The organism is Taibaiella lutea, from assembly GCF_008629695.1.
Classification (GTDB): Bacteria; Bacteroidota; Bacteroidia; order Chitinophagales; family Chitinophagaceae; genus Taibaiella; species Taibaiella lutea.
The window spans coordinates 172,777-192,182 of record NZ_VWSH01000001.1 but is presented as its reverse complement, the minus strand read 5'-3'; the positions used below and the strand labels follow the sequence as shown (position 1 = coordinate 192,182).

Below are 19,406 nucleotides of genomic sequence, written 5' to 3'. Positions count from 1 at the left end.
GTAATTAATTTAACCCAATAACCAAACCAAGAAAGTATTATGAAAAATCTAATCAGTTCCCAGGCTGGTTCGGAGGTAAATGAGTATGTATCTTCCTTTGTGGATACAGCCGATGAACAGACGTTTATTGTTTCTACTACAACTGATTTTAACATCCAGAGTCAGGATTCAAAGACTGCGATCATTAACCTGGCAAAGACAAATAATATCAGGAGAATTAATAAATTTTTCGAAACAGTTAATGCCACTTTAGAACAAGACGGTATTTATATTGGCTGTGGTGAAACATTTCATGCTCGCAAACAGCGAAAAAAAATAGGGAAAGTGCCAATAATCGGCTCTTTTTACTTTATGCTTGAATTTGTTTTTTTACGTATGTTCCCGAAAGTAACAGGTTTAAAAAAAATCTATTTTTTCGTAACAAAAGGTAGAGAAAGATTGCTTTCCAAGGCTGAAATCCTCGGTCGTCTGGTAAGTTGCGGATTTGAAATTGTTGACCAACGTAGTATAAACGGATTATTGTATTTTGTAGGTAAAAAAGTTAAGCAACCTGCTTTTGATATGAACCCGAGCTACGGTCTATTGTTCAAAATGCAGCGAATTGGTAAACATGGTAAAATGATTGGCGTTTATAAGTTTCGCACAATGCACCCTTATGCCGAATATTTGCATGATTATGTCTTGAAACAAAATGGTTATGCTGCATCAGGTAAGCCGGCGGATGACTTCAGGTTAACACCCTGGGGTAAGTTTTTCAGGAAATATTGGATTGATGAAATGCCGCAAATAGTGAATGTAATTAAAGGCGAAATGAAATTGGTGGGTATCCGTCCTGTCGGAAGAAGATATTTTGAAGATATTACAGAAGATTTACAAAAATTACGTATTACCCAAAAGCCGGGATGCATTCCTCCGTATGTAGCGCTGAACAGAAGAAGTGATGTAGAAAGCGTGCAGGAAGCAGAGCGTCATTATCTGATTGAGAAAATTGAAAAGCCTCATTTCACAGATACACGTTATTTTGTTAATGCGGTATATAACATTGTAGTTAAAAAGAAAAGAAGCGCTTAGGAAGCAGCAGAGATAATACTAAAAGAAAATAGCAGGTCAATCGGATCTGCTATTTTCTTTTAGTATGCATAACTTTTAATGTTCAGCTAACTAAATGCGGAAATACACATTGTGCGTCAAATTTCAGAATGTAATTGTCTGGTAGTATGATTTTTGAAAGAAGTCCAGGGTCATTATTACGATGAATTTCTATAATGTATTCATATACATTTCCGAAGCCATCAGAATGCTCTGTAATATCATGTTTGAGATTATAATACTCCAACAATGATATGCCTAAAAGCTTAGACATGGTCGGGCCGGGGATGCGCATAGAAGCACTTAAGTTTTCATTATACATGAGATGGATGGTTTGGTTGATGCCAAGATATAAAAATTGCAGGAAAAACAGGTAAAGGAAGTGGCATATAGCCTATTCTTCACCGAATTTTTATTTAAAAAAGAACTGTAAAATGTTATAATGATAATTTTATACGCTGTGTTACATGAATAAAATTGCATGTTTTGGCTTGAAACCCCTATTCTTGTTTTGAAATTCACATTCTGTGAAATAAAATTCCTGTTCTTACACCCGTTACTTACATCAGGCTTGGAACTCCTTCTTACATTTACTATTTTTGTTCCCGCTTATGAATATCATAAAGTAAAACTGCTGAGGAATAAAAAAAATGAAAACCATCATCATCACCGGAGGCGCCGGTTTCATAGGCTCACACGTCGTTCGCCGCTTTGTAAATCAGTATCCAGATTATAAAATTATCAATCTTGATAAGTTGACATATGCAGGCAATCTTGCTAATCTCACGGATATTGAAGATAAAGAGAATTATACATTTGTAAAAGGAGACATTACAGATGCTGCTTTTCTTACTAACTTATTTGCAGAGATTAAGCCTGATGCCGTTATACATCTTGCTGCAGAATCGCATGTAGATCGCTCTATCAGCAATCCGATTGAATTTGTTATGACCAATGTAGTAGGAACGGTAAACCTTTTAAATGCAGCCCGTCATCAATGGAAAGATAACCTGAAAGCGCATCGTTTTTATCATGTAAGTACCGATGAAGTATATGGGGCTTTGGGCGAAGAAGGTATGTTTACCGAAGAAACGGCTTATGATCCCCACAGTCCTTATTCTGCTTCCAAAGCAAGTTCCGACCATTTTGTAAGAGCCTATCAGGATACCTATGGTATGGACTGTGTTATCTCCAATTGTTCCAACAATTACGGCTCCCATCATTTTCCTGAAAAACTGATTCCTCTGGCTATCAATAATATCAAAAACAACAAACCCGTTCCTGTTTATGGTAAAGGTGAAAATGTACGCGACTGGCTTTGGGTAGAAGATCATGCAAGGGCTATCGACACTATTTTTCATAAAGCGGTATCAGGAAAAACATACAACATCGGCGGCCATAATGAATGGAAGAATATTGATCTGATAAGATTGCTGTGTAACATAATGGATAAAAAACTGGGACGGCATGAAGGAACATCCGAACAACTGATTACCTATGTAACAGACAGGGCGGGACATGATTTACGATACGCAATAGATGCTACCGTATTAAAAGAAGAATTGGAATGGTTACCAAGCCTGCAATTTGAAGAGGGGTTGGAAAAAACGGTTGACTGGTATTTGTCTAATGAAGAATGGCTTAATAATGTTACAAGTGGAAGTTATCAGCAATATTATGAAAAACAATATCAATCTTAAATGAAGGCAACAGCGACAAAACTTAAAGATTGCTTCATTATAGAATCTGCAGTTTTTAAGGATAAGAGAGGATTTTTTTTTGAAAGCTTTAATCGTCAGAAATTCGAAGACGCAATCGGACAAAGTGGTGCATTTGTGCAGGATAATATTTCTGTTTCAGGATATGGAGTTATAAGAGGGCTGCATTTTCAGATGGGAGAACATGCACAGGCTAAATTGGTTCAAGTGCTTCAGGGAGCCGTTTTAGATGTAGCAGTTGATTTAAGGGAAAAGTCAGAAACATTCGGACAATATTTTGCAATAGAGCTTTCCGCAGATAATAACCTGCAGTTGTATATTCCAAGAGGATTTGCGCATGGATTTTCTGTTTTAAGTGAAACCGCTATGTTTTCTTATAAGTGTGACAATTTCTATAATAAAGCTTCCGAATCCGGTATCCGTTACGACGATCCCAAATTTAATATAGATTGGAAAATCCCCATGAAAAGTGCTGAAATATCAGAAAAGGATGTCCTGCTTGGAGATTTTCAATCAGCTTATATTTTTAAATAGCCAATAGTCAAAAACACACTATCCCAAACTACAAATCAAAATGAAAGGCATTGTTCTCGCCGGAGGTTCCGGAACCAGATTATATCCCATAACACAAGGTATCAGTAAGCAATTGATGCCTATTTATGATAAACCCATGATTTATTATCCTGTTTCCATTTTAATGATGGCAGGTATCAGGGAAATATTGATTATTACTACTCCCGAAGATCAGGCAGGATTTATAAGATTATTGGGTGACGGTTCTCAATGGGGTTGCAGGGTTGAATATGTGATTCAGGAAGTGCCTAATGGCTTGGCACAGGCGTTTGTATTAGGTGCAGATTTTATTGGTTTCGACAGTGTTGCTTTGGTATTGGGTGATAATATTTTCTACGGCAGTGGCTTAGCTAAATTATTGCAGGAAAACAATAATCCTGAAGGCGGAGTCATCTTTGCTTATCAGGTAAGCGACCCTGAAAGATATGGTGTAGTTGAATTTGATGATAATTTTAAGGCAATTTCAATTGAAGAAAAACCGGCACAACCCAAATCCAGTTATGCAGTGCCCGGATTATATTTCTATGATAACTCGGTAGTAGAAATAGCGAAGAATATTGCGCCTTCTGCACGTGGTGAATACGAAATTACAGATGTAAACAGAGTTTACCTGGAGCAAGGCAAATTAAAAGTAGGGGTTTTAAGTCGTGGTACAGCCTGGTTAGATACCGGCACGCACGATTCTTTAATGCAGGCGAGCCAATTTGTACAAGTTATTGAAAACCGTCAGGGGCTGAAAATAGGTTGTCCTGAAGAAATAGCTTACAGAATGGGTTTTATCGATAAATCACAATTACTGAAACTGGCCGAACCTTTGAAAAAAAGCGGATACGGTATCTATCTCGCACAGATAGCGAAATAATACTGTGTCTGATCATATTCAAACAAATATTATAAAAAGGGCGAACATTCAATTTGATGTTCGCCTTTTGGATTAAAGTAAGGTAAATAAAATAGCCCGGACTATTTATTCTCACGCAATTGATTCCGGAGTTTGGATTGTTCTTCAAGATACTGGTCAAGATTGCCTAATGCCATAGTAAATCCTTCTTTGAACCCTGTTTCAATAATTTTTTCAAGATCGACAAGCTCTTTATACTGTATTACAATATCTACTTGTGTAGTTGTTCTATGTTCGCTAAAAGTGTTGTTCCATAAGGATCGTGGAAAATCCTTGTTTATATTTCCATTTTCATCACAAAAAGCATCTAACCCTGAAAAATACTCAGGAGCTGAAATTTTCTGATAATCGGCTCTGCACCAGTGTGCCACGCCTTCCGGTGAACGCATTGCATAAAGCCAGGTGCCACCTTCTTTAAAGTCCATTGATTTGGTCTGTGCTTTATATGGTTTGGGAGCCCACCATAAGTCCAATAGTTCAGGAGTTGTCCAGGCTGCCCACACTAACTCCTTGTCTGCTGCGAAAGCACGTTTTACTCGGATGCATTTGTTTTCCTTATCTACGGAAAAATCGAAAAGAAGATTACTGTTCATGATTGTTTATTTTTAAAAGTGGATAATATATTTTCAAGTTCATTAAAGCGACTTTCCCAGGTTTTTCTAAACCATTCCAGCCAAATATCAATTTTACTCATTTCTAAGATTTAAATTTATTAAAGAAACCATTCGGTTGCAAATATAAATGCAATTATTCGGTTGCAAAATATTTACTTGCGATTTTTTATTAAATTTTTTCAAGGATAATAATTTTATAGATTGTAGAGCAGGGTTATTCAATGATAATGGCATAAAATATTTTTTGCAAAACTGTCTTTTAGTGTTATTATTGTAGTCAAAATAATGACATTTATAGTGTCAATTTATAAAGACTCTTATTTATAGACCAATGGAAAGAAATATTGTTCATTTAGATCTGGATACATTTTTTGTGTCGGTAGCGAGATTGGAAAATTCAAGTCTTAGGGGCATACCTGTGCTTATAGGTGGTTCTTCCGATCGGGGTGTTGTAGCTTCCTGTAGTTATGAAGCGCGTCAGTTTGGAATTCATAGTGCTATGCCTATGAAACTGGCGCGTCAGCTTTGCCCTGAAGCCCGTTTGGTGCCGGGCGATTACGATTCTTTCGCACGATATTCCAAAATGGTTACTGATATTATTGCTGAAAAAGCACCTATAGTAGAAAAGGCTTCCATAGATGAACATTATCTCGATCTGACCGGCATGGATAAACATTTCGGTTGCTGGAAATGGATGCAGGAATTGAGACAGCATATTATTACGGAAAGTGGGTTGCCCATCTCCTTTGGTCTTTCTGTTAATAAAACTGTTTCAAAAATAGCCACAGGCCAGGCAAAGCCTAATGGGGAAAAACATGTTTTTCGGGGCGGGGAAAAAGAATTTTTAGCGCCCTTGTCTATTCGTAAAATACCAATGATAGGAAGCAGGACCTTTACGCTTTTGCGCAATATGGGCATTGCAAGGATTAGCACATTACAAAAGATGGACCTGGAAGTAATGGCAAGAGTGATGGGTGTAAACGGGGTATCGATATGGAAAAAGGCAAATGGCCTGGATGATTCACCTGTAGTACCTTATAGTGAAAAGAAATCCATCAGTAAGGAACATACTTTTGACAAGGATACGATTGATATGGAATTGTTGAAAAAACACATTGTAACGATGGTCGATGAACTTGCTTTTGAATTACGGAAGGAGCAAAAACTGACTTCCTGCCTGACACTGAAAATCCGCTATTCCAATTTTGAAACATATACCAGGCAAATAAAAATAGACTATACTGCATCAGACAGAACGCTTTCAGAACAAGCCTTAGCCCTATTCCATAAACTGTATTCCAAACGTATGTTGATAAGGCTGATAGGTGTAAAATGCAGTGATTTGGTTACAGGCAGCTATCAGATTGATTTATTTAACGACGCTATTACAGAGTTGAACTTATCGGCAGCAATGGATAATATCAGGACGCGGTTTGGTACAGCCATGATTAAAAAGGCTATGCTTACAGAAAAAAAGGATAAAAGAAAGACTTATAGAGCCGCTACCTTTCGTGTTTGACAAACCCTGTCTGTTAATAATTGGGTTGAACCATTGGCATTAAGCCTTTCGTGCTTCAAAACAATTTGAAACTATTACTACTTCTTGCTTATGCTGCTAAACGTACATAGCTGCCACAGCCTTCGTTACGGTACCATTGCCATCAATGATTTGGTAACGGGATTGCTTGTACGTGGTTATGATACTGCTGTACTTACGGACATTAACAACAGTGCTGCTTCCCTGGCTTTCATCAAAGAATGTCAGGGAAGAGGCATTAACGGGCTTGCCGGCATGGAATTCCGTAATGGAGACGCTTTAGTTTATATCGGTATCGCAAAGAACACTGCAGGATTCAGGCAGTTGAACGAATGGCGTACTTACCATAATGAATATAATATCAAATTGCCTGAAGACGCTCCGGAATACAATGATGTTTACTGGATTTATCCTTTTGGCAAGAAACAGATAACCGCATTGAAAGAGCAGGAATATATAGGTGTACGCCGTTTTCAACTTAATAAATTGCGGTTAGATACTGCATCGAAAAATAAGTATCTAATCTGGCAACCGGTTTCATTCATCACCCTCAAAGATTATGAACTACATAAGCAGCTCAGGGCCATTGATAACAACCTGCTGGTTTCCCAGCTAAATCCGCAACAGTATGCCGACAACATGGAATCCTTTCCTTCAAAACAGCAACTACTGAATGGATTTAAAGATTTCCCTGAATTGATAAGTAATACGGAAAAATTACTGCGTACCTGTAGCTTTGATTTTACGTTTAATATCAATTATGATTTTTCAACCAACAGAAACAAAAAGACATTTAAAGGAAGCCGGTATGCCGACGAGCAATATATAGAAGAGCTTGCGTTGCAAGGCCTGGAACGACGATATGGTTTACATAATAAACAAGCAAATGAGCGTGTCCGCAGGGAATTGGACATAATCAAAAAACTGAATTTTACGCCTCATTATTTAATTACTAATGATATTTGCAGATTCGCCACTCATAAAGGATTTCATTATGTAGGGCGGGGTAGTGGTGCCAATAGTCTGGTTGCTTATTGCCTGGGCATTACAGATGTTTGCCCTATTGAATTGAATCTGTATTTCGAACGTTTCCTGAATCCTAAAAGAAAATCCCCGCCTGATTTTGATGTCGATTTTTCATGGCGCGACAGGGATGCGATTTATGACCATATTTTCAGAACTTATCCCAATGTGGCTTTACTGGGTGCAACAAGTACTTTTAAAAACCGGAGCATCATCAGGGAATTAGGGAAAATATATGGCCTCCCTAAGAGTGAAATTGATTTAATGGTACATGATCCTGAAGCCATAATGAATAAACACGAAGTAGCGAAAATGATACTTTCGGTTCATGGTCAGATGGAGAAATTTCCCAATCAACGTACGATACATGCAAGTGGCGTATTGATTGCAGAAGAGCCGCTTATCAGCTATTCCGCATTGGATTATCCGCCAAAAGGTATGCCCACCGTTCAATACGACATGTATAATGCCGAAGACATAGGACTGGAGAAGTTTGATATATTAAGCCAGCGTGGATTGGGACACATTAAGGATTGTATTGAACTGGTACGACAAAATAAACAGCAGACAATTGATGTGCATGATGTGAAAAGTTTTTTCAAAAATGAACCTATCAATAATCAGTTAAAGTCTGCCAATACGGTCGGGTGTTTTTATATTGAAAGTCCGGCCATGCGGCAATTGATATCAAAGTTGAATTGCGATAATTACCTGACATTAGTTGCTGCAAGTTCTATCATAAGGCCCGGGGTTGCAAGCAGCGGTATGATGAAAGCCTATATTGAACGGCATAATACGGATCCTGAAGATATTGTTTATCTGCATCCGGTAATGAAAGAACATCTGACAGACACTTATGGCATTATGGTGTATCAGGAAGATGTGATGCGCATCGGACATCATTTTGGAGGCCTTGATCTGGCAGATGCGGACGTATTGCGGAGAATGATGAGTGGTAAAAAACGTGATGCCACTCAGCTAAAAGAGATTGAAGACAAATTTTTTAACCATTGCAAAGGGCAAGGTTATTCTGAATGTACTGCCCTTGAAGTATGGCGGCAGATAGAAAGCTTTGCAGGATTCAGTTTTAATAAAGCGCATTCTGCGTCTTATGCTGTAGAAAGTTATCAGAGTTTATTCCTGAAAACTAATTATCCGATGGAGTTTATGGTATCAGTTATTAATAATCACGGTGGTTTTTATCATAGCAAAGTCTATTTTAATGAAGTGAAAAAAGCAGGTGCCCGGCTGCATACGCCCTGTGTGAATAACAGCAGTTATGCTACTAATATCAAAGATAATAATGTCTATGTAGGCCTGGAACATATTCAAAACCTCGAAACACATTTTGCGCATCTTATACCTGATGAAAGAACACAAAATGGTAATTATACAAGCCTGAGCAATTTATTAATGCGGACCGGTATTGGGTTGGAGCAGCTTGTGATATTGATTCGCAGCGGTGCATTTAATTTTACGGGTATTGATAAAAAGACATTGCTTTGGGAAGCACATTTGCTATTAAGCGGAGCAAAGCAACAAGTAAATACGCTGTCTTTATTCGATCATGATGTCAGGACATTTACATTGCCCGAGCTGGAAACAAACGTAGTAGAAGATATTTATGATGAAATTGAATTATTAGGATTCCCTATATCGGCTTCTATGTTTGATCTCGTAAAGACCACGTTCAGAGGCGATGCCTCTGCCAAAACACTGACTCAGTTTGAAGGTAAAACCATTCGCATCCTTGGCGATTTTGTTGCCGATAAAAAAGTGTGGACCAAACAAAATAAGGTAATGAAATTCGGAACCTTTTTTGATGTAAATGGTGACTTTTTTGATACCATTCATTTTCCGCCTTCACTTAAAGCCTATCCTTTAAACGGATTTGGAGTGTATCTCATACAAGGTAAAGTGGTGTTGGATTTCGGCTATCCTTCCATAGAAGTTGAAAAAGTGGCGAGAGTACCTTTACTGCAGGATCCGAGAAGTGAGTAAAAAATGACTATCCACATAGTAAGGAGAAAAATAAAAGGATATTGATTTATTGATGGGTTATTACTTCCTCTTGAATTATAATTTAGGCAGTATAGCCTTTAAAACATGTGTCTAATTTTAGACAAGATTTGAAATGAGGTTTTATATATTCTACTAAGCTTATTACAATTAATAAAAGAAATTATTCGCTTAACTTACCTATAATTTACTTTCTTTTCATTTGTAAAGTACTCTTCCTAAGAGCAACAACAGGAAATGCCAATTTTAATATATAGCATATGAGTTAATTGAGACACTGGTTCTACATATAATGCCAACGGTTACATTTTAGTTATTATTAAAAGATATTTCGTTTGAAAAATAAAAAAATCAAATGCAGAGATTTATTCGATTTTTTAAAGGGAGAGATATTTTTTAATATATAGTCACATGAAAGTAAAAATAGAGCTTGACGAAAAAACAATTGTTGAAATGGATGATAGGGAAATTATCAGCAGTTTAACATTGAATGTACGTGACGTTAATCAGTTGATTTATGAGTTAGAATCTAAAGTTAATTCTCTTTATCTCTACAAATCTGGAATTAGAATGGGAAAGAAAAACATAACAGACCATATTACATATGATGGCGTTTATACACGTCATGGAAATATATGTGGGGATGATTAATTAATTAATGGGTGGAGTTGGTTCGAGATTTCGGGCTAAGTAAGTACCTCTGCCTGTAACTAAAATTGAATAATGATTATCTATTATAGCTTTATAACGAGTAAAATATTCAAATAAATTCATTATTGCATTTTTAGCATAGTCTGCTACGTCTTCACAATTTGTATTGTAAGAAATAAAATATTCAGCATCAGGTAATCGTAAGCTTCCGTTTTCAATGGTTCTTTTAAAATTTAACTCTTCCATTTCTTTGTGTAGGGCGGTGTATATTCGATTATCTTTTGAATCTTCTTCATTTATATTTCGAAGTACTATTCTTACTGTAAAGTGAAATGGTGGAGTGAGAGTAACTGTTTTGGATTCAAATGGATTGTCAGTTGTCATTGTTTATTTTTTAACAGCAAACATAATAAATAAGAAATTTTAATTCTTATTTATACAAAATAAAATTTTAGAAAATAAATTTTTTTAGTAAAAATATTTGGCGTAAATGGGTCAAATCTGTATCTTTGTAAAAAATCTCCCTTATTTGTCCACAATCTTACCTTCACTGTACTTAGTACATAAAGACCTTACAGACAAATTATACAAAGTATCTGATCTCATAATTCACTATGGTGGATCAGTACCGATGGACACTCAGAGTCCACCTAAACGACAGAGTGTAATCACTCCTGTTACTCTTCCCAAAACCAATACAATTCCTTTACAGTCAACTGAAGAATATCCAAAGCGTGGCACTTGGGCTGATAAGCTATTGTATGCTTTAAACCAAATCGGCAGACCAGCAATAGTCAATGAGATAGCTGATTTTATAATGAAGGAAGAAGCGTTTGATAGTGTTAAGTTCGTTATCAAAACAATATCTCAGTATGCAAGCAATCTTGGAATCGCTGGAGAGATTGGTGTAGATTCTTCTGGATATAGGAACAAGTACTTCTTGAAATCCTAAAAATATTTTTGGCAATAAAACAACCTATCAATGATGGGGTACGATTCTTATTGTCTTTACGATAGTCAATTTATTTTCTAACCTTTTAAAACTAAATTTCTCTATGGGTAAAGTTACCAAGAACGAGTACACGCTTGATGAATTATTAAGGGATTATCCAGATGATGATGCTTGCTTGGAAAAGATATTCCAAATGACATATGGTAGAATGGAAGTTTGTCCTAAGTGTAAATGCAAATTGGACTATATTAGAGTAAAGGGTCGTAGAGCATATCAGTGTAGAAAATATAAATGCTATAATCAAGTATATCCCACAGTAGGTACACCATTTGAGAAAACTCGAATTTCACTCAAAAGTTGGTTCCATGCAATCTTCGCATTTACGATTTCTAAAAATGGTATTAGTGCCCATGAGGTTGCCCGTATGATTAAGGTCAGTGAAAAGACGGGACTACGTATTTTAAAGCAGATCAGAATCTTCCTTGTTAACGATGAAAGCCCGATGGATGGTTTTATTCAAATTGACGAAACTTTTGTAGGCGGTAAGAATAAGAACAGACATGCGGACAAAAAAGCAAAGAAAAGTCAAGGTCGGGCTTATGTTGACAAAATACCTGTACTTGGCATGATAGATATGACCAGTGGTCGAGCTATTGCAAAAGTAATTCCAGATGTTAAAGGCACTACATTAAAAACTGTATTATTAGATCATATAAAGACTGGAAGCACCATTCTGACTGATGAGTATAGGGGGTATAAAATTTTAGAACGATATTACAATCGTGAAATGTGTAATCATAGAAAGAAACAATATGTTTCAGAAAGTAACGCAAGTACGAATGCGGTAGAAAACCTATGGAGTTGCCTAAAAAGAACTCTCAACGGAAGCTATATAAGTGTTAAAAAGAAATACTTATTTTTATACTTGAAAGAAGCCATCTTTAAATATAATTTTCGCTATAGCTCCAATATGTTCAATGACTTACTTAATTCTCTTTTTTCTTGATTTGAAATGAACGGTTGTCCATTAGTTCTTCAAAATTATTATCTTGTTGATCTCAAGTGACCATATATGGAACATGTATTTTTAGACACAAGTGTATTCATTAAAGAAAATTATCTTGAAGGAACTCGTATCAAGGAGTTATTAAGATTATCTAAAGAATTATTTTTAAAAATCGTAGTCCCGGAAATAGTTATAGCTGAAGTTAAAAACAACTTTAAAAAAAGTTTACAAGAAGTCAATGATAAAATTGGTATTTTAAAGAAAGGCGAAGGTAAGTATCTAAAGAATCTTCCTCTGTATTTTGATTCATTAAAAGATTACAATTTATTTCAAGTTTGTACTGAATTTGATGAAAAATTTGACATAGCATTAGTAGAAGCAAAAGCAATCATTATACCATATAAATTGATGAATGTTCAACCTGTATTTGAAAAGTATTTTAACGGAGATTATCCATTTAAAGGAAAGAATAAAAAAGTAGAGTTTCCTGATGCCATTATATTACAAATGCTTGAAGAGTGGTGCATAGAAACTAAGACTGAATGCACGATATTCTCGATGGATCACGATCTTCAAAATTATAAACATGGCACATTTAAGACTGTTAATAGTTATGAAGATTATCTTTCTTCAAAGTTGAAAGATATTCATCAGTATCGTAATCGCATAGATTTCTTGGCAAAACTTTATCTTACAGCAAAAGAGAATTGGAGTGTGAGAATTCTTGACTGGGTTGAAGCTCAATTGGAAGACACGTCAAATCTTTATGGAGTCGTAAATGGTTTTGACATTTATGATGTTGATGGGATTACCACTGCTCTATTGGATAGTACTTATGAAGTAATTGCGGTTGATGATGAATCAATTACTATTGAAGTCAATGCTTTAGTAGAATACAAAGTGGATATTTTAATTGATGATGAAAACTCAATGTTTTATGATTCAGATGATAAAAGTTATCACTATTTTGAACAATCATATTATGAGTATAGTGATCAAGACTTGATTGAAACAATATTCAAAGTGCATCTAATAAACGAAGAAGATTATGATGAAAACTTTGAATTGATTCAAATAAATAATGACAAGAATTTAGCCTTATATTCAAAATGGGAATGAGCTTCAAGATAGGAGTATCAATTTTCTTTTTTCTTGTCTTTCTGTACAAGAAATTTCAGAAGATTCGCTTCAAATTTTTCTTTGGTAATCTTCTTGGTTTTTAAATCTTCAGACCCTGCTGATGATTTTTTCGGAAGGGAATTTTTCTTCTTTTGCATGACCCAAATATACATCTTATTGATAGATATTTTACTTAGATGATTTACTTATGATTAGATTTTTTCTCAGAATTTTCATGTTCTAAATGCTCATAGTATATGGTGCCTGGTCCTGATATCATTAGAGTAAATTTATTTGACCAACTATTCGGATAAAATTCTTTTAGGGCTTCCTCTATAGCATCTGCTGTTTTACGAAGAATAGACTCTCCTGTATAATTATAAGATAATATAGCATACATGCCTTCTGGCAATTTTATTTCATTATCGTGCTCATCAAAAAAATATTCTCTCAATCCAATTTTATGTAAGTGAGAATAAAGAGAACGATATTCTAATTTTTCATTGTTTTCTAAGTTTATTAATTGCACTCTGATTGCGAAATAACTATTGTTGATTCTCATCGTTATTGTATTTTTTATCTTGAAGACGTGAACCTTAATTAGGCAGCGTTTGGTGTTGTATATTATTTTCGGTTTCTATAGCATCGAGTGTTTTTTGTACGGTTTGTTTCGGAGGAAAAAGTTCGATTTTTTCAATGCTCTTTTTGCAGTCTTTTTCCTTTTCTTCCTGTGTTTTTTGGTTTTCAATTTCATGTTCCATTTCTGGTTCATAAGTCAATATTACAGGACTGGAGTCACCATTGAAATTTTCATACGTTTTTAAATATTTCATACCCTATATATTAAAAAAGCAATCCAAATTTGGATTGCTTTAAAGTCAAAAAGTGACAAGATAATGATATATAGGATGTGCTATTGCTGATGTGAGTGATTCATATCAGCTATATCATTTATCTTATTTAGAATTTTGAAATGATCTTGATATAGAGTAATAAATGCTTGGCAACTTACGCACTCCAATGCATCTAAATTAGTTATCATAGACGGCACAAAAAGCGGTACTAATTTCACTTTTAATGGTTCTTTACAATGAGGACATTTCATTATTTTTATCTTTTAAATATTTGAATATTGACTACCTATTATAATAGAAAATTTTGCCTCTATCAGATTCAGCAATTGTATATTTTGCCCCATTATCATTTTCAAAATAAAGGGTTGTGCCTACAGTAGCGACTGTTTCACGACGGGCACCCGCAGGAAGGTTTCCCGATCCTGAACTATGCTTGTATGTGACTGATTTTTTACTATTGTTTACGAGTGTTATTTTAACTGAAGCCATTTTTTTTATAGTGTTTTTAGGTGAAGAAATGTTTCACAAAGGACGAAAAATGGACCGAAATACTTGTAATTGTAAATAGGAAATTTCCACGATTTTTTGGGGAATGTTCCTATTTCCTACAGGATTTTTATTACTTTGCAACACATTCTTTCTCTTATGAATATATCCGAAAAATTAGCCCCTAAATTGCGCATGCTTAGAGAAGTCCATAATTATACTCAGGACTATGTTGCTTCGATTTTAGATATCAGTCCTAACACATATTCATTAATGGAAAAAGGTCAAGCAACATTTTCCATTGATAGAATTGAAAAGTTAGCGCAGTTGTACAAAATGGATATTGGAGATTTTTTGCGAATAAATGACCAAACGATTATTCATCACATTACTCATAGCAATGGTATATGTTCTGAGAATGTAAATATTCATCATAATGGATTAGCTGATGAAGAAAGACAAATGTATAAAGATACTATTGCACGACTGGAAGAACAGAATAATAAACTCATGATTCTAATTGATAAGCTATCAGATAGATTATCTTAGGGTCAATGTAATAAATCACCTATTTACCCATGGCACAACCAAAAGTATTTGTTAGTTCGACCTGTTACGATCTTTCCCAAGTAAGAGCGGATTTAAATGATTTTATATCTCAAATTGGATACTTGCCAGTATTATCAGAATATTCTTCTTTTCCAATAGACCCCGACAACGACACTCTGGAGAATTGTTTACAAAATGTTCAATCTTGTGATATTTTTATCTTGATACTGGGTGGCAGATATGGATATATTACCGACTCAGGAAAGTCTATAACTAACACTGAATATTTATACGCAAAACAAAACGGCATACCTGTTTATGTCTTTATTTACAAGCCTCTGATTAATATTCTTCCTGTTTGGAAAGATAATAAAAACGGCAATTTTAATAATGTTGTAGATTCAGTTAAAGTGTTTGAATTCTTGGAAGAAATCCGAGAAAAAAATCTCAAATGGTGCTTTGAATTTGAAAAAGCTCAGGATATAGTTCATACGTTACGTATTCAGTTATCTCACTTAACAAAAAGCAATCTTGATTTGAGAAAGAAATACAGGATGCTGGATACACCAAATTTTTATAAACATTTATCTGCAAAAGCTCTTGATATAATTTTGAAGAAAGAGCAATTATGGGAACCTCTTTTCTTTGCTCAAGTCCTAAAAGACGAGCTTGAAAAATTTGAGGATTTAAAACTGGATTTAGAATATAGAATCACAACGTCTTGTAATAGTGCGATCTTAAACCCTGAGGCACTATCAAATTGGATACAAATCAATTTCGAAATAATTTTAAACTTAATTGCCTCTTTGACCAACTTAGTTAATAATGCATTGCAGAAGTATTGGGGAGAGCCAAATCAACCTTCGGATTTAAAAGGGTTATATTATGTGGCATCTTCTATAGCACGTATGTATGGCGAAATTGCGAAATGGTCTATTATGGTTAAATCAACTAAAGTGCACGAAGATTATAAAAATCTGAAAGAAGTACTTTCAGATTTTCCTGCTGTGACATTGAATCAAATTTGGGAATACCCAGATTTTGCAAGTCAAGAAATCAAGCAAGGTATCCAAAAATATAATTCTGACCCAACTCAAAAAGTCGAAATAAAAGCGACCCTTGTTATATCTGCTAATGATGAAAGTGTTGAGAAATTTAATGAGGAGCTGAATAAAATAGAAAGTGCCATATATAGAAACAGAGCATAATTTTTGTTACAAACTTTTATGACAATGGCGACGATTACTACTTTTTTAAAATTCGGTTGTGAAGAAAATATTTATGATTTACTTCATAACGGAACTATCTACATGAACTCTATACAGCACTTTAGATTATTTGAAGATAAGGAATTGCGGGGAGATATATATGAGGGTGCAAGTAGAATAACTAACTGTCTCCCTGGGGAATTTGAGATACCAGAAATAGGTTTTAAAGGTAATTATCTTAACATACATATTCGTGAAGCATTTCCAGAGGTATTAGGTAATATTTACAGTCTATATTGCATTTCATCACATGGTTGGGGTAATCCGCTTGAATTTGAAATCAATCAAAAAGTCAAAGAATTTGGTACACATTGTTTAATGGTTAAAAACAGTGAAAGATTTTTAGAGTTAATAGAAGAAAAACTTACCGAAGCAGGAGTAAAATACAGCCATGGTTTTGTAGATTATTACGATAGAATGAAAATAAGTCGAAAGGTCAATTTATTCGAAAAGCCAATGGAATTTGAATATCAGAAAGAATTTCGATTTTATGTCGAAAGAGAAGCAATTGATCCATTTGTCATAAGTATTGGCAATATGGAGAATATTGCAAAGGTATATTCAACAGATTTTGTCGTAGATGGTTTAAGACTTCAAATGAGATAATAAGGATTGCCCTCTTTTTTCAGGTTATTATAATGTTGATAATGGAAGCTGTAGTAATTTAATCCTCCTATATATCCTGAGTACTTCAATATTAAACAACTGACGCAATACAATAATCTCAAAGCAATAATTGACAATTCATGCGTTCCTGAATCATAGGGTAATCGTCCATGCAAAAAATCGTTACGATGATTAATAGCTTGCAAATCCAATTCGTTTAGTTTAATATTATTTTCGACAAATGGTTTGGTTAGCATATCAGAGTTACTGGGTCGATTAATATTATTGACATAATTGTTCAGCTTGGCAATTGATTCCTCTTGTAAATCTTTAGCATGATGATTAATTATCTTTTTAAGATCGTCTCGTATCTGGCTGGCAAGCTTCTTTTCAGGAATTGGATTGATTGGTTTCTTCTCATACATAAGCTTGCACATAGATTCCAAAGCCACAGAATAAATAGTTGTTTTAATATAATCTTCTTCGGAATTTGCTTTAATAAGTAATAATATTGCTCGTCGATATTGGGTTGATAATATGCACTTTTCAATTATTGTTTTTAAAAACTCCAATCCATTTTTATAAAAAATTGTTGAATGTTCAGTTATTCCGTCATCCAATTTTAAAATCGTACCATACTTGTTTGACTGAATATTTTCCTTATAAATAGAATGACAATAAGGATAAGCTTTGTACGATTCGTTAGGGTGATTTACTAAAGTAAAAATTTCTTTTCCAACAGATATACCCGTTAGATAAGCGATGCATAACAGAACTTCGTTAATAATACAGCTAAATTTCTCGTATTCAATTTGGTCAATACTCTCTACAAACAAGAATTTTTCCTTTAAATTTTCTTTTCCGTAAATATAAAAATGTAATGGTTGTCCAATAATACTTAGCTCAATAAGTCTCATTCCATAGGTTATTTCGCCAACTTTTAAATTATATGCTGGAAAGTGGGAGCCAAGGAAATTCTCATCAGGACATTGAATAATGGCAGTGTACAACTGCTTATCATCGTTTTTTTCATTGGATTTAAGATGTTTGAGCTTGCCTTCAATAATCGTATAACCTTGCGTTGGTTGAATCGATGATGATAGAGAATCGACAGAATCAAAATCACATTTCCATTCAAAGGAAGAATTTTGGAAGATCAATAATAAATTCTTTGCCTTCATGATTAATTCCAAATCGGCTGGTTTAACATTATCATCCACAATTGCAATATGGAAATGAAAATGATTCTCCTCATACCATATTTTTGCTTGTCTCCCATTTAACAATGGGCTATTAGCAAGAACATTATACCAATGTTCTTTCTTACTATATTCATAAGTTGAGATAATAGAATCCAATGTTCTTTGATTTTTCTCTATTGCATGTTGCCAAAGCTTCTTTTCCATAAACGATTCAATATTTTATAAGCGAGAGGATTCTTTCAATAGGCGTGAATATTGAACTTTATTACCCAAATGATCGACACCCTCCATGCCCCTGATAACATCTGTTTTTCCTCTGTAACCAAGTTGAAGAATGTGAACATCCAGAAAGGCAGCTTTTCCTAATGTATGTGCATCTATAAGCGGATGATAATCCATATACTCCCAAACAATTGTGATGTCTTTTCTTAAGCTATTATAGTTAAATGATAGGATTCGTCCCCAAAGGATTACATCGATTGGTGTCATAATTGATATACTGGAGCCTATTATCATTATTTTTATTTCCTCTTCATTTTCAGATTCACTATTAGGATTAGTTCTTATAAATAGCCATTCACCTGAAATACAATTTATGTTGTTAAATTGAACATATCGTTGGTGTTCGCTTTTCATATCTTCCACTTCCAATCTTAGTTGCGGTAGCTTGTTTTTTTCTACAACCAAGTCTTCATTGAGCTTTAATATATGGGTTTTCAATTCCACGTTTTCTTCAACTGTCTTTGAGTCTTCGGTATATATTTGTTGAAGTGTTCTGGCTAAGTCGTCATACTTCTGCTCTTGTCTTACAAACCGATTCATTGGCACATAATAATCTTTCATTATCTCTGTGTTCCAGTTGTTACTTTTCTTTTTTATATAGCTTAAAAAGGCTATAATGAGCATTCTGAATACAGGAAATAAAAACGTGTATAAAACTGCAAAGATTAATGGATGCCAAAAATAATTCCATGTTGATGCATTCCTAAGAATTAAATCAGCATAAGAATTATATCCATCCAACTTTAAATCGCTGAGTCTATACCCAAAAAGTCCGATTGGTATTCGCCAGTTAATAATCAACCAACTGATGATGAATGATCCAAAAATTGGATTATTAAGTCTGTTTTTAAATTCTTTGAAAAATTCTGAAATGTTATCCATGGAATAAAGATAAACATAACATTTTATTCAATATGCTTGAGTTGTGTAAAAGTTATAGATATATTTCATTGCTTA

20 protein-coding genes are annotated in these 19,406 nt (G+C 34.5%); 13 read left to right on the top strand and 7 right to left on the bottom strand.

From position 1 onward, the window contains the following. Nucleotides 1-39: 39 nt before the first annotated feature. The 4 genes from F0919_RS00825 (at nt 40) to rfbA (ending at nt 4,242) form a co-directional block, all read left to right on the top strand. A complete protein-coding gene (locus F0919_RS00825; RefSeq protein ID WP_150030815.1) occupies nt 40-1,071 on the top strand; it encodes a sugar transferase in 1,032 nt (343 codons plus the stop codon). A 668-nt stretch (nt 1,072-1,739) separates the two neighbouring features. Next, nucleotides 1,740-2,789 carry a dTDP-glucose 4,6-dehydratase gene (rfbB, locus tag F0919_RS00820; protein WP_150030814.1) on the top strand — a complete coding sequence of 350 codons (1,050 nt, stop codon included), beginning with the start codon at nt 1,740-1,742 and terminating at the stop codon, nt 2,787-2,789. Continuing rightward, on the top strand, nt 2,790-3,341 hold the full coding sequence (rfbC, locus tag F0919_RS00815; RefSeq protein WP_150030813.1) for a dTDP-4-dehydrorhamnose 3,5-epimerase: 552 nt from the start codon (nt 2,790-2,792) through the stop codon (nt 3,339-3,341). A 40-nt stretch (nt 3,342-3,381) separates the two neighbouring features. After that, nucleotides 3,382-4,242, top strand: coding sequence for a glucose-1-phosphate thymidylyltransferase RfbA (gene rfbA / locus F0919_RS00810; RefSeq protein WP_150030812.1), 861 nt, complete (start codon nt 3,382-3,384; stop codon nt 4,240-4,242). Between the two features lie 101 nt (nt 4,243-4,343). Here rfbA and F0919_RS00805 read toward each other — a convergent pair whose 3' ends face one another. Continuing rightward, nucleotides 4,344-4,874, bottom strand: coding sequence for an SRPBCC family protein (locus tag F0919_RS00805; protein WP_150030811.1), 531 nt, complete (start codon nt 4,872-4,874; stop codon nt 4,344-4,346). A gap of 352 nt (nt 4,875-5,226) precedes the next feature. On the opposite strand from F0919_RS00805, the gene dinB reads away from it, so the two are divergent. The 3 genes from dinB (at nt 5,227) to F0919_RS00790 (ending at nt 10,125) form a co-directional block, all read left to right on the top strand. Then, a complete protein-coding gene (gene dinB / locus F0919_RS00800; protein WP_150030810.1) occupies nt 5,227-6,414 on the top strand; it encodes a DNA polymerase IV in 1,188 nt (395 codons plus the stop codon). 90 nt (nt 6,415-6,504) lie between these two features. Next, complete coding sequence (gene dnaE, locus F0919_RS00795) at nt 6,505-9,456, top strand: DNA polymerase III subunit alpha (RefSeq protein ID WP_150030809.1); 2,952 nt, start codon at nt 6,505-6,507, stop codon at nt 9,454-9,456. Nucleotides 9,457-9,885: 429 nt separating this feature from the next. After that, nucleotides 9,886-10,125, top strand: coding sequence for a hypothetical protein (locus F0919_RS00790; RefSeq protein WP_150030808.1), 240 nt, complete (start codon nt 9,886-9,888; stop codon nt 10,123-10,125). Here the strand turns inward: F0919_RS00790 and F0919_RS00785 are convergent, their stop codons facing one another. Continuing rightward, nucleotides 10,126-10,509 (bottom strand): hypothetical protein, encoded by a 384-nt coding sequence (locus tag F0919_RS00785; protein WP_150030807.1) that lies wholly within the window; start codon nt 10,507-10,509, stop codon nt 10,126-10,128. A gap of 106 nt (nt 10,510-10,615) precedes the next feature. Here F0919_RS00785 and F0919_RS00780 point away from each other — a divergent pair, with 106 nt between their 5' ends. The 3 genes from F0919_RS00780 to F0919_RS00770 all read left to right on the top strand — a co-directional run bounded on the left by F0919_RS00780 (nt 10,616) and on the right by F0919_RS00770 (nt 13,202). Then, nucleotides 10,616-11,077: a hypothetical protein gene (locus F0919_RS00780; protein WP_150030806.1), complete on the top strand. Its 462-nt coding sequence runs from the start codon at nt 10,616-10,618 to the stop codon at nt 11,075-11,077. A 103-nt stretch (nt 11,078-11,180) separates the two neighbouring features. Beyond that, nucleotides 11,181-12,083 carry an IS1595 family transposase gene (locus F0919_RS00775; protein WP_150030805.1) on the top strand — a complete coding sequence of 301 codons (903 nt, stop codon included), beginning with the start codon at nt 11,181-11,183 and terminating at the stop codon, nt 12,081-12,083. A 66-nt stretch (nt 12,084-12,149) separates the two neighbouring features. Further along, the gene (locus F0919_RS00770; RefSeq protein ID WP_150030804.1) at nt 12,150-13,202 is read left to right on the top strand and encodes a PIN domain-containing protein; all 1,053 of its coding nucleotides are present in this window, start codon (nt 12,150-12,152) and stop codon (nt 13,200-13,202) included. Nucleotides 13,203-13,404: 202 nt separating this feature from the next. Here the strand turns inward: F0919_RS00770 and F0919_RS00765 are convergent, their stop codons facing one another. The 3 genes from F0919_RS00765 to F0919_RS00755 all read right to left on the bottom strand — a co-directional run bounded on the left by F0919_RS00765 (nt 13,405) and on the right by F0919_RS00755 (nt 14,545). Next, nucleotides 13,405-13,764: a hypothetical protein gene (locus tag F0919_RS00765; RefSeq protein ID WP_150030803.1), complete on the bottom strand. Its 360-nt coding sequence runs from the start codon at nt 13,762-13,764 to the stop codon at nt 13,405-13,407. Between the two features lie 34 nt (nt 13,765-13,798). Beyond that, a complete protein-coding gene (locus F0919_RS00760; RefSeq protein ID WP_150030802.1) occupies nt 13,799-14,035 on the bottom strand; it encodes a hypothetical protein in 237 nt (78 codons plus the stop codon). A 303-nt stretch (nt 14,036-14,338) separates the two neighbouring features. Continuing rightward, nucleotides 14,339-14,545 (bottom strand): hypothetical protein, encoded by a 207-nt coding sequence (locus tag F0919_RS00755; RefSeq protein ID WP_150030801.1) that lies wholly within the window; start codon nt 14,543-14,545, stop codon nt 14,339-14,341. 156 nt (nt 14,546-14,701) lie between these two features. On the opposite strand from F0919_RS00755, the gene F0919_RS00750 reads away from it, so the two are divergent. The 3 genes from F0919_RS00750 to F0919_RS00740 are packed head-to-tail and all read left to right on the top strand — an operon-like array spanning nt 14,702 to nt 16,965. Beyond that, a complete protein-coding gene (locus tag F0919_RS00750) occupies nt 14,702-15,091 on the top strand; it encodes a helix-turn-helix domain-containing protein (RefSeq protein WP_150030800.1) in 390 nt (129 codons plus the stop codon). A gap of 29 nt (nt 15,092-15,120) precedes the next feature. Then, on the top strand, nt 15,121-16,299 hold the full coding sequence (locus tag F0919_RS00745; protein ID WP_150030799.1) for a DUF4062 domain-containing protein: 1,179 nt from the start codon (nt 15,121-15,123) through the stop codon (nt 16,297-16,299). Nucleotides 16,300-16,323: 24 nt separating this feature from the next. Further along, nucleotides 16,324-16,965, top strand: a complete 642-nt coding sequence (locus F0919_RS00740; protein ID WP_150030798.1) for a hypothetical protein — start codon at nt 16,324-16,326, stop codon at nt 16,963-16,965. Here the strand turns inward: F0919_RS00740 and F0919_RS00735 are convergent. Both F0919_RS00735 and F0919_RS00730 read right to left on the bottom strand, forming a co-directional pair. Then, entirely contained in the window at nt 16,953-18,371 is a 1,419-nt protein-coding gene (locus F0919_RS00735; RefSeq protein ID WP_150030797.1) for a hypothetical protein, read from the bottom strand. The two genes, F0919_RS00740 and F0919_RS00735, sit on opposite strands and share 13 nt — an antisense overlap. Nucleotides 18,372-18,386: 15 nt before the next feature. Next, entirely contained in the window at nt 18,387-19,331 is a 945-nt protein-coding gene (locus tag F0919_RS00730; RefSeq protein ID WP_150030796.1) for a hypothetical protein, read from the bottom strand. Nucleotides 19,332-19,406 lie beyond the last annotated feature (75 nt).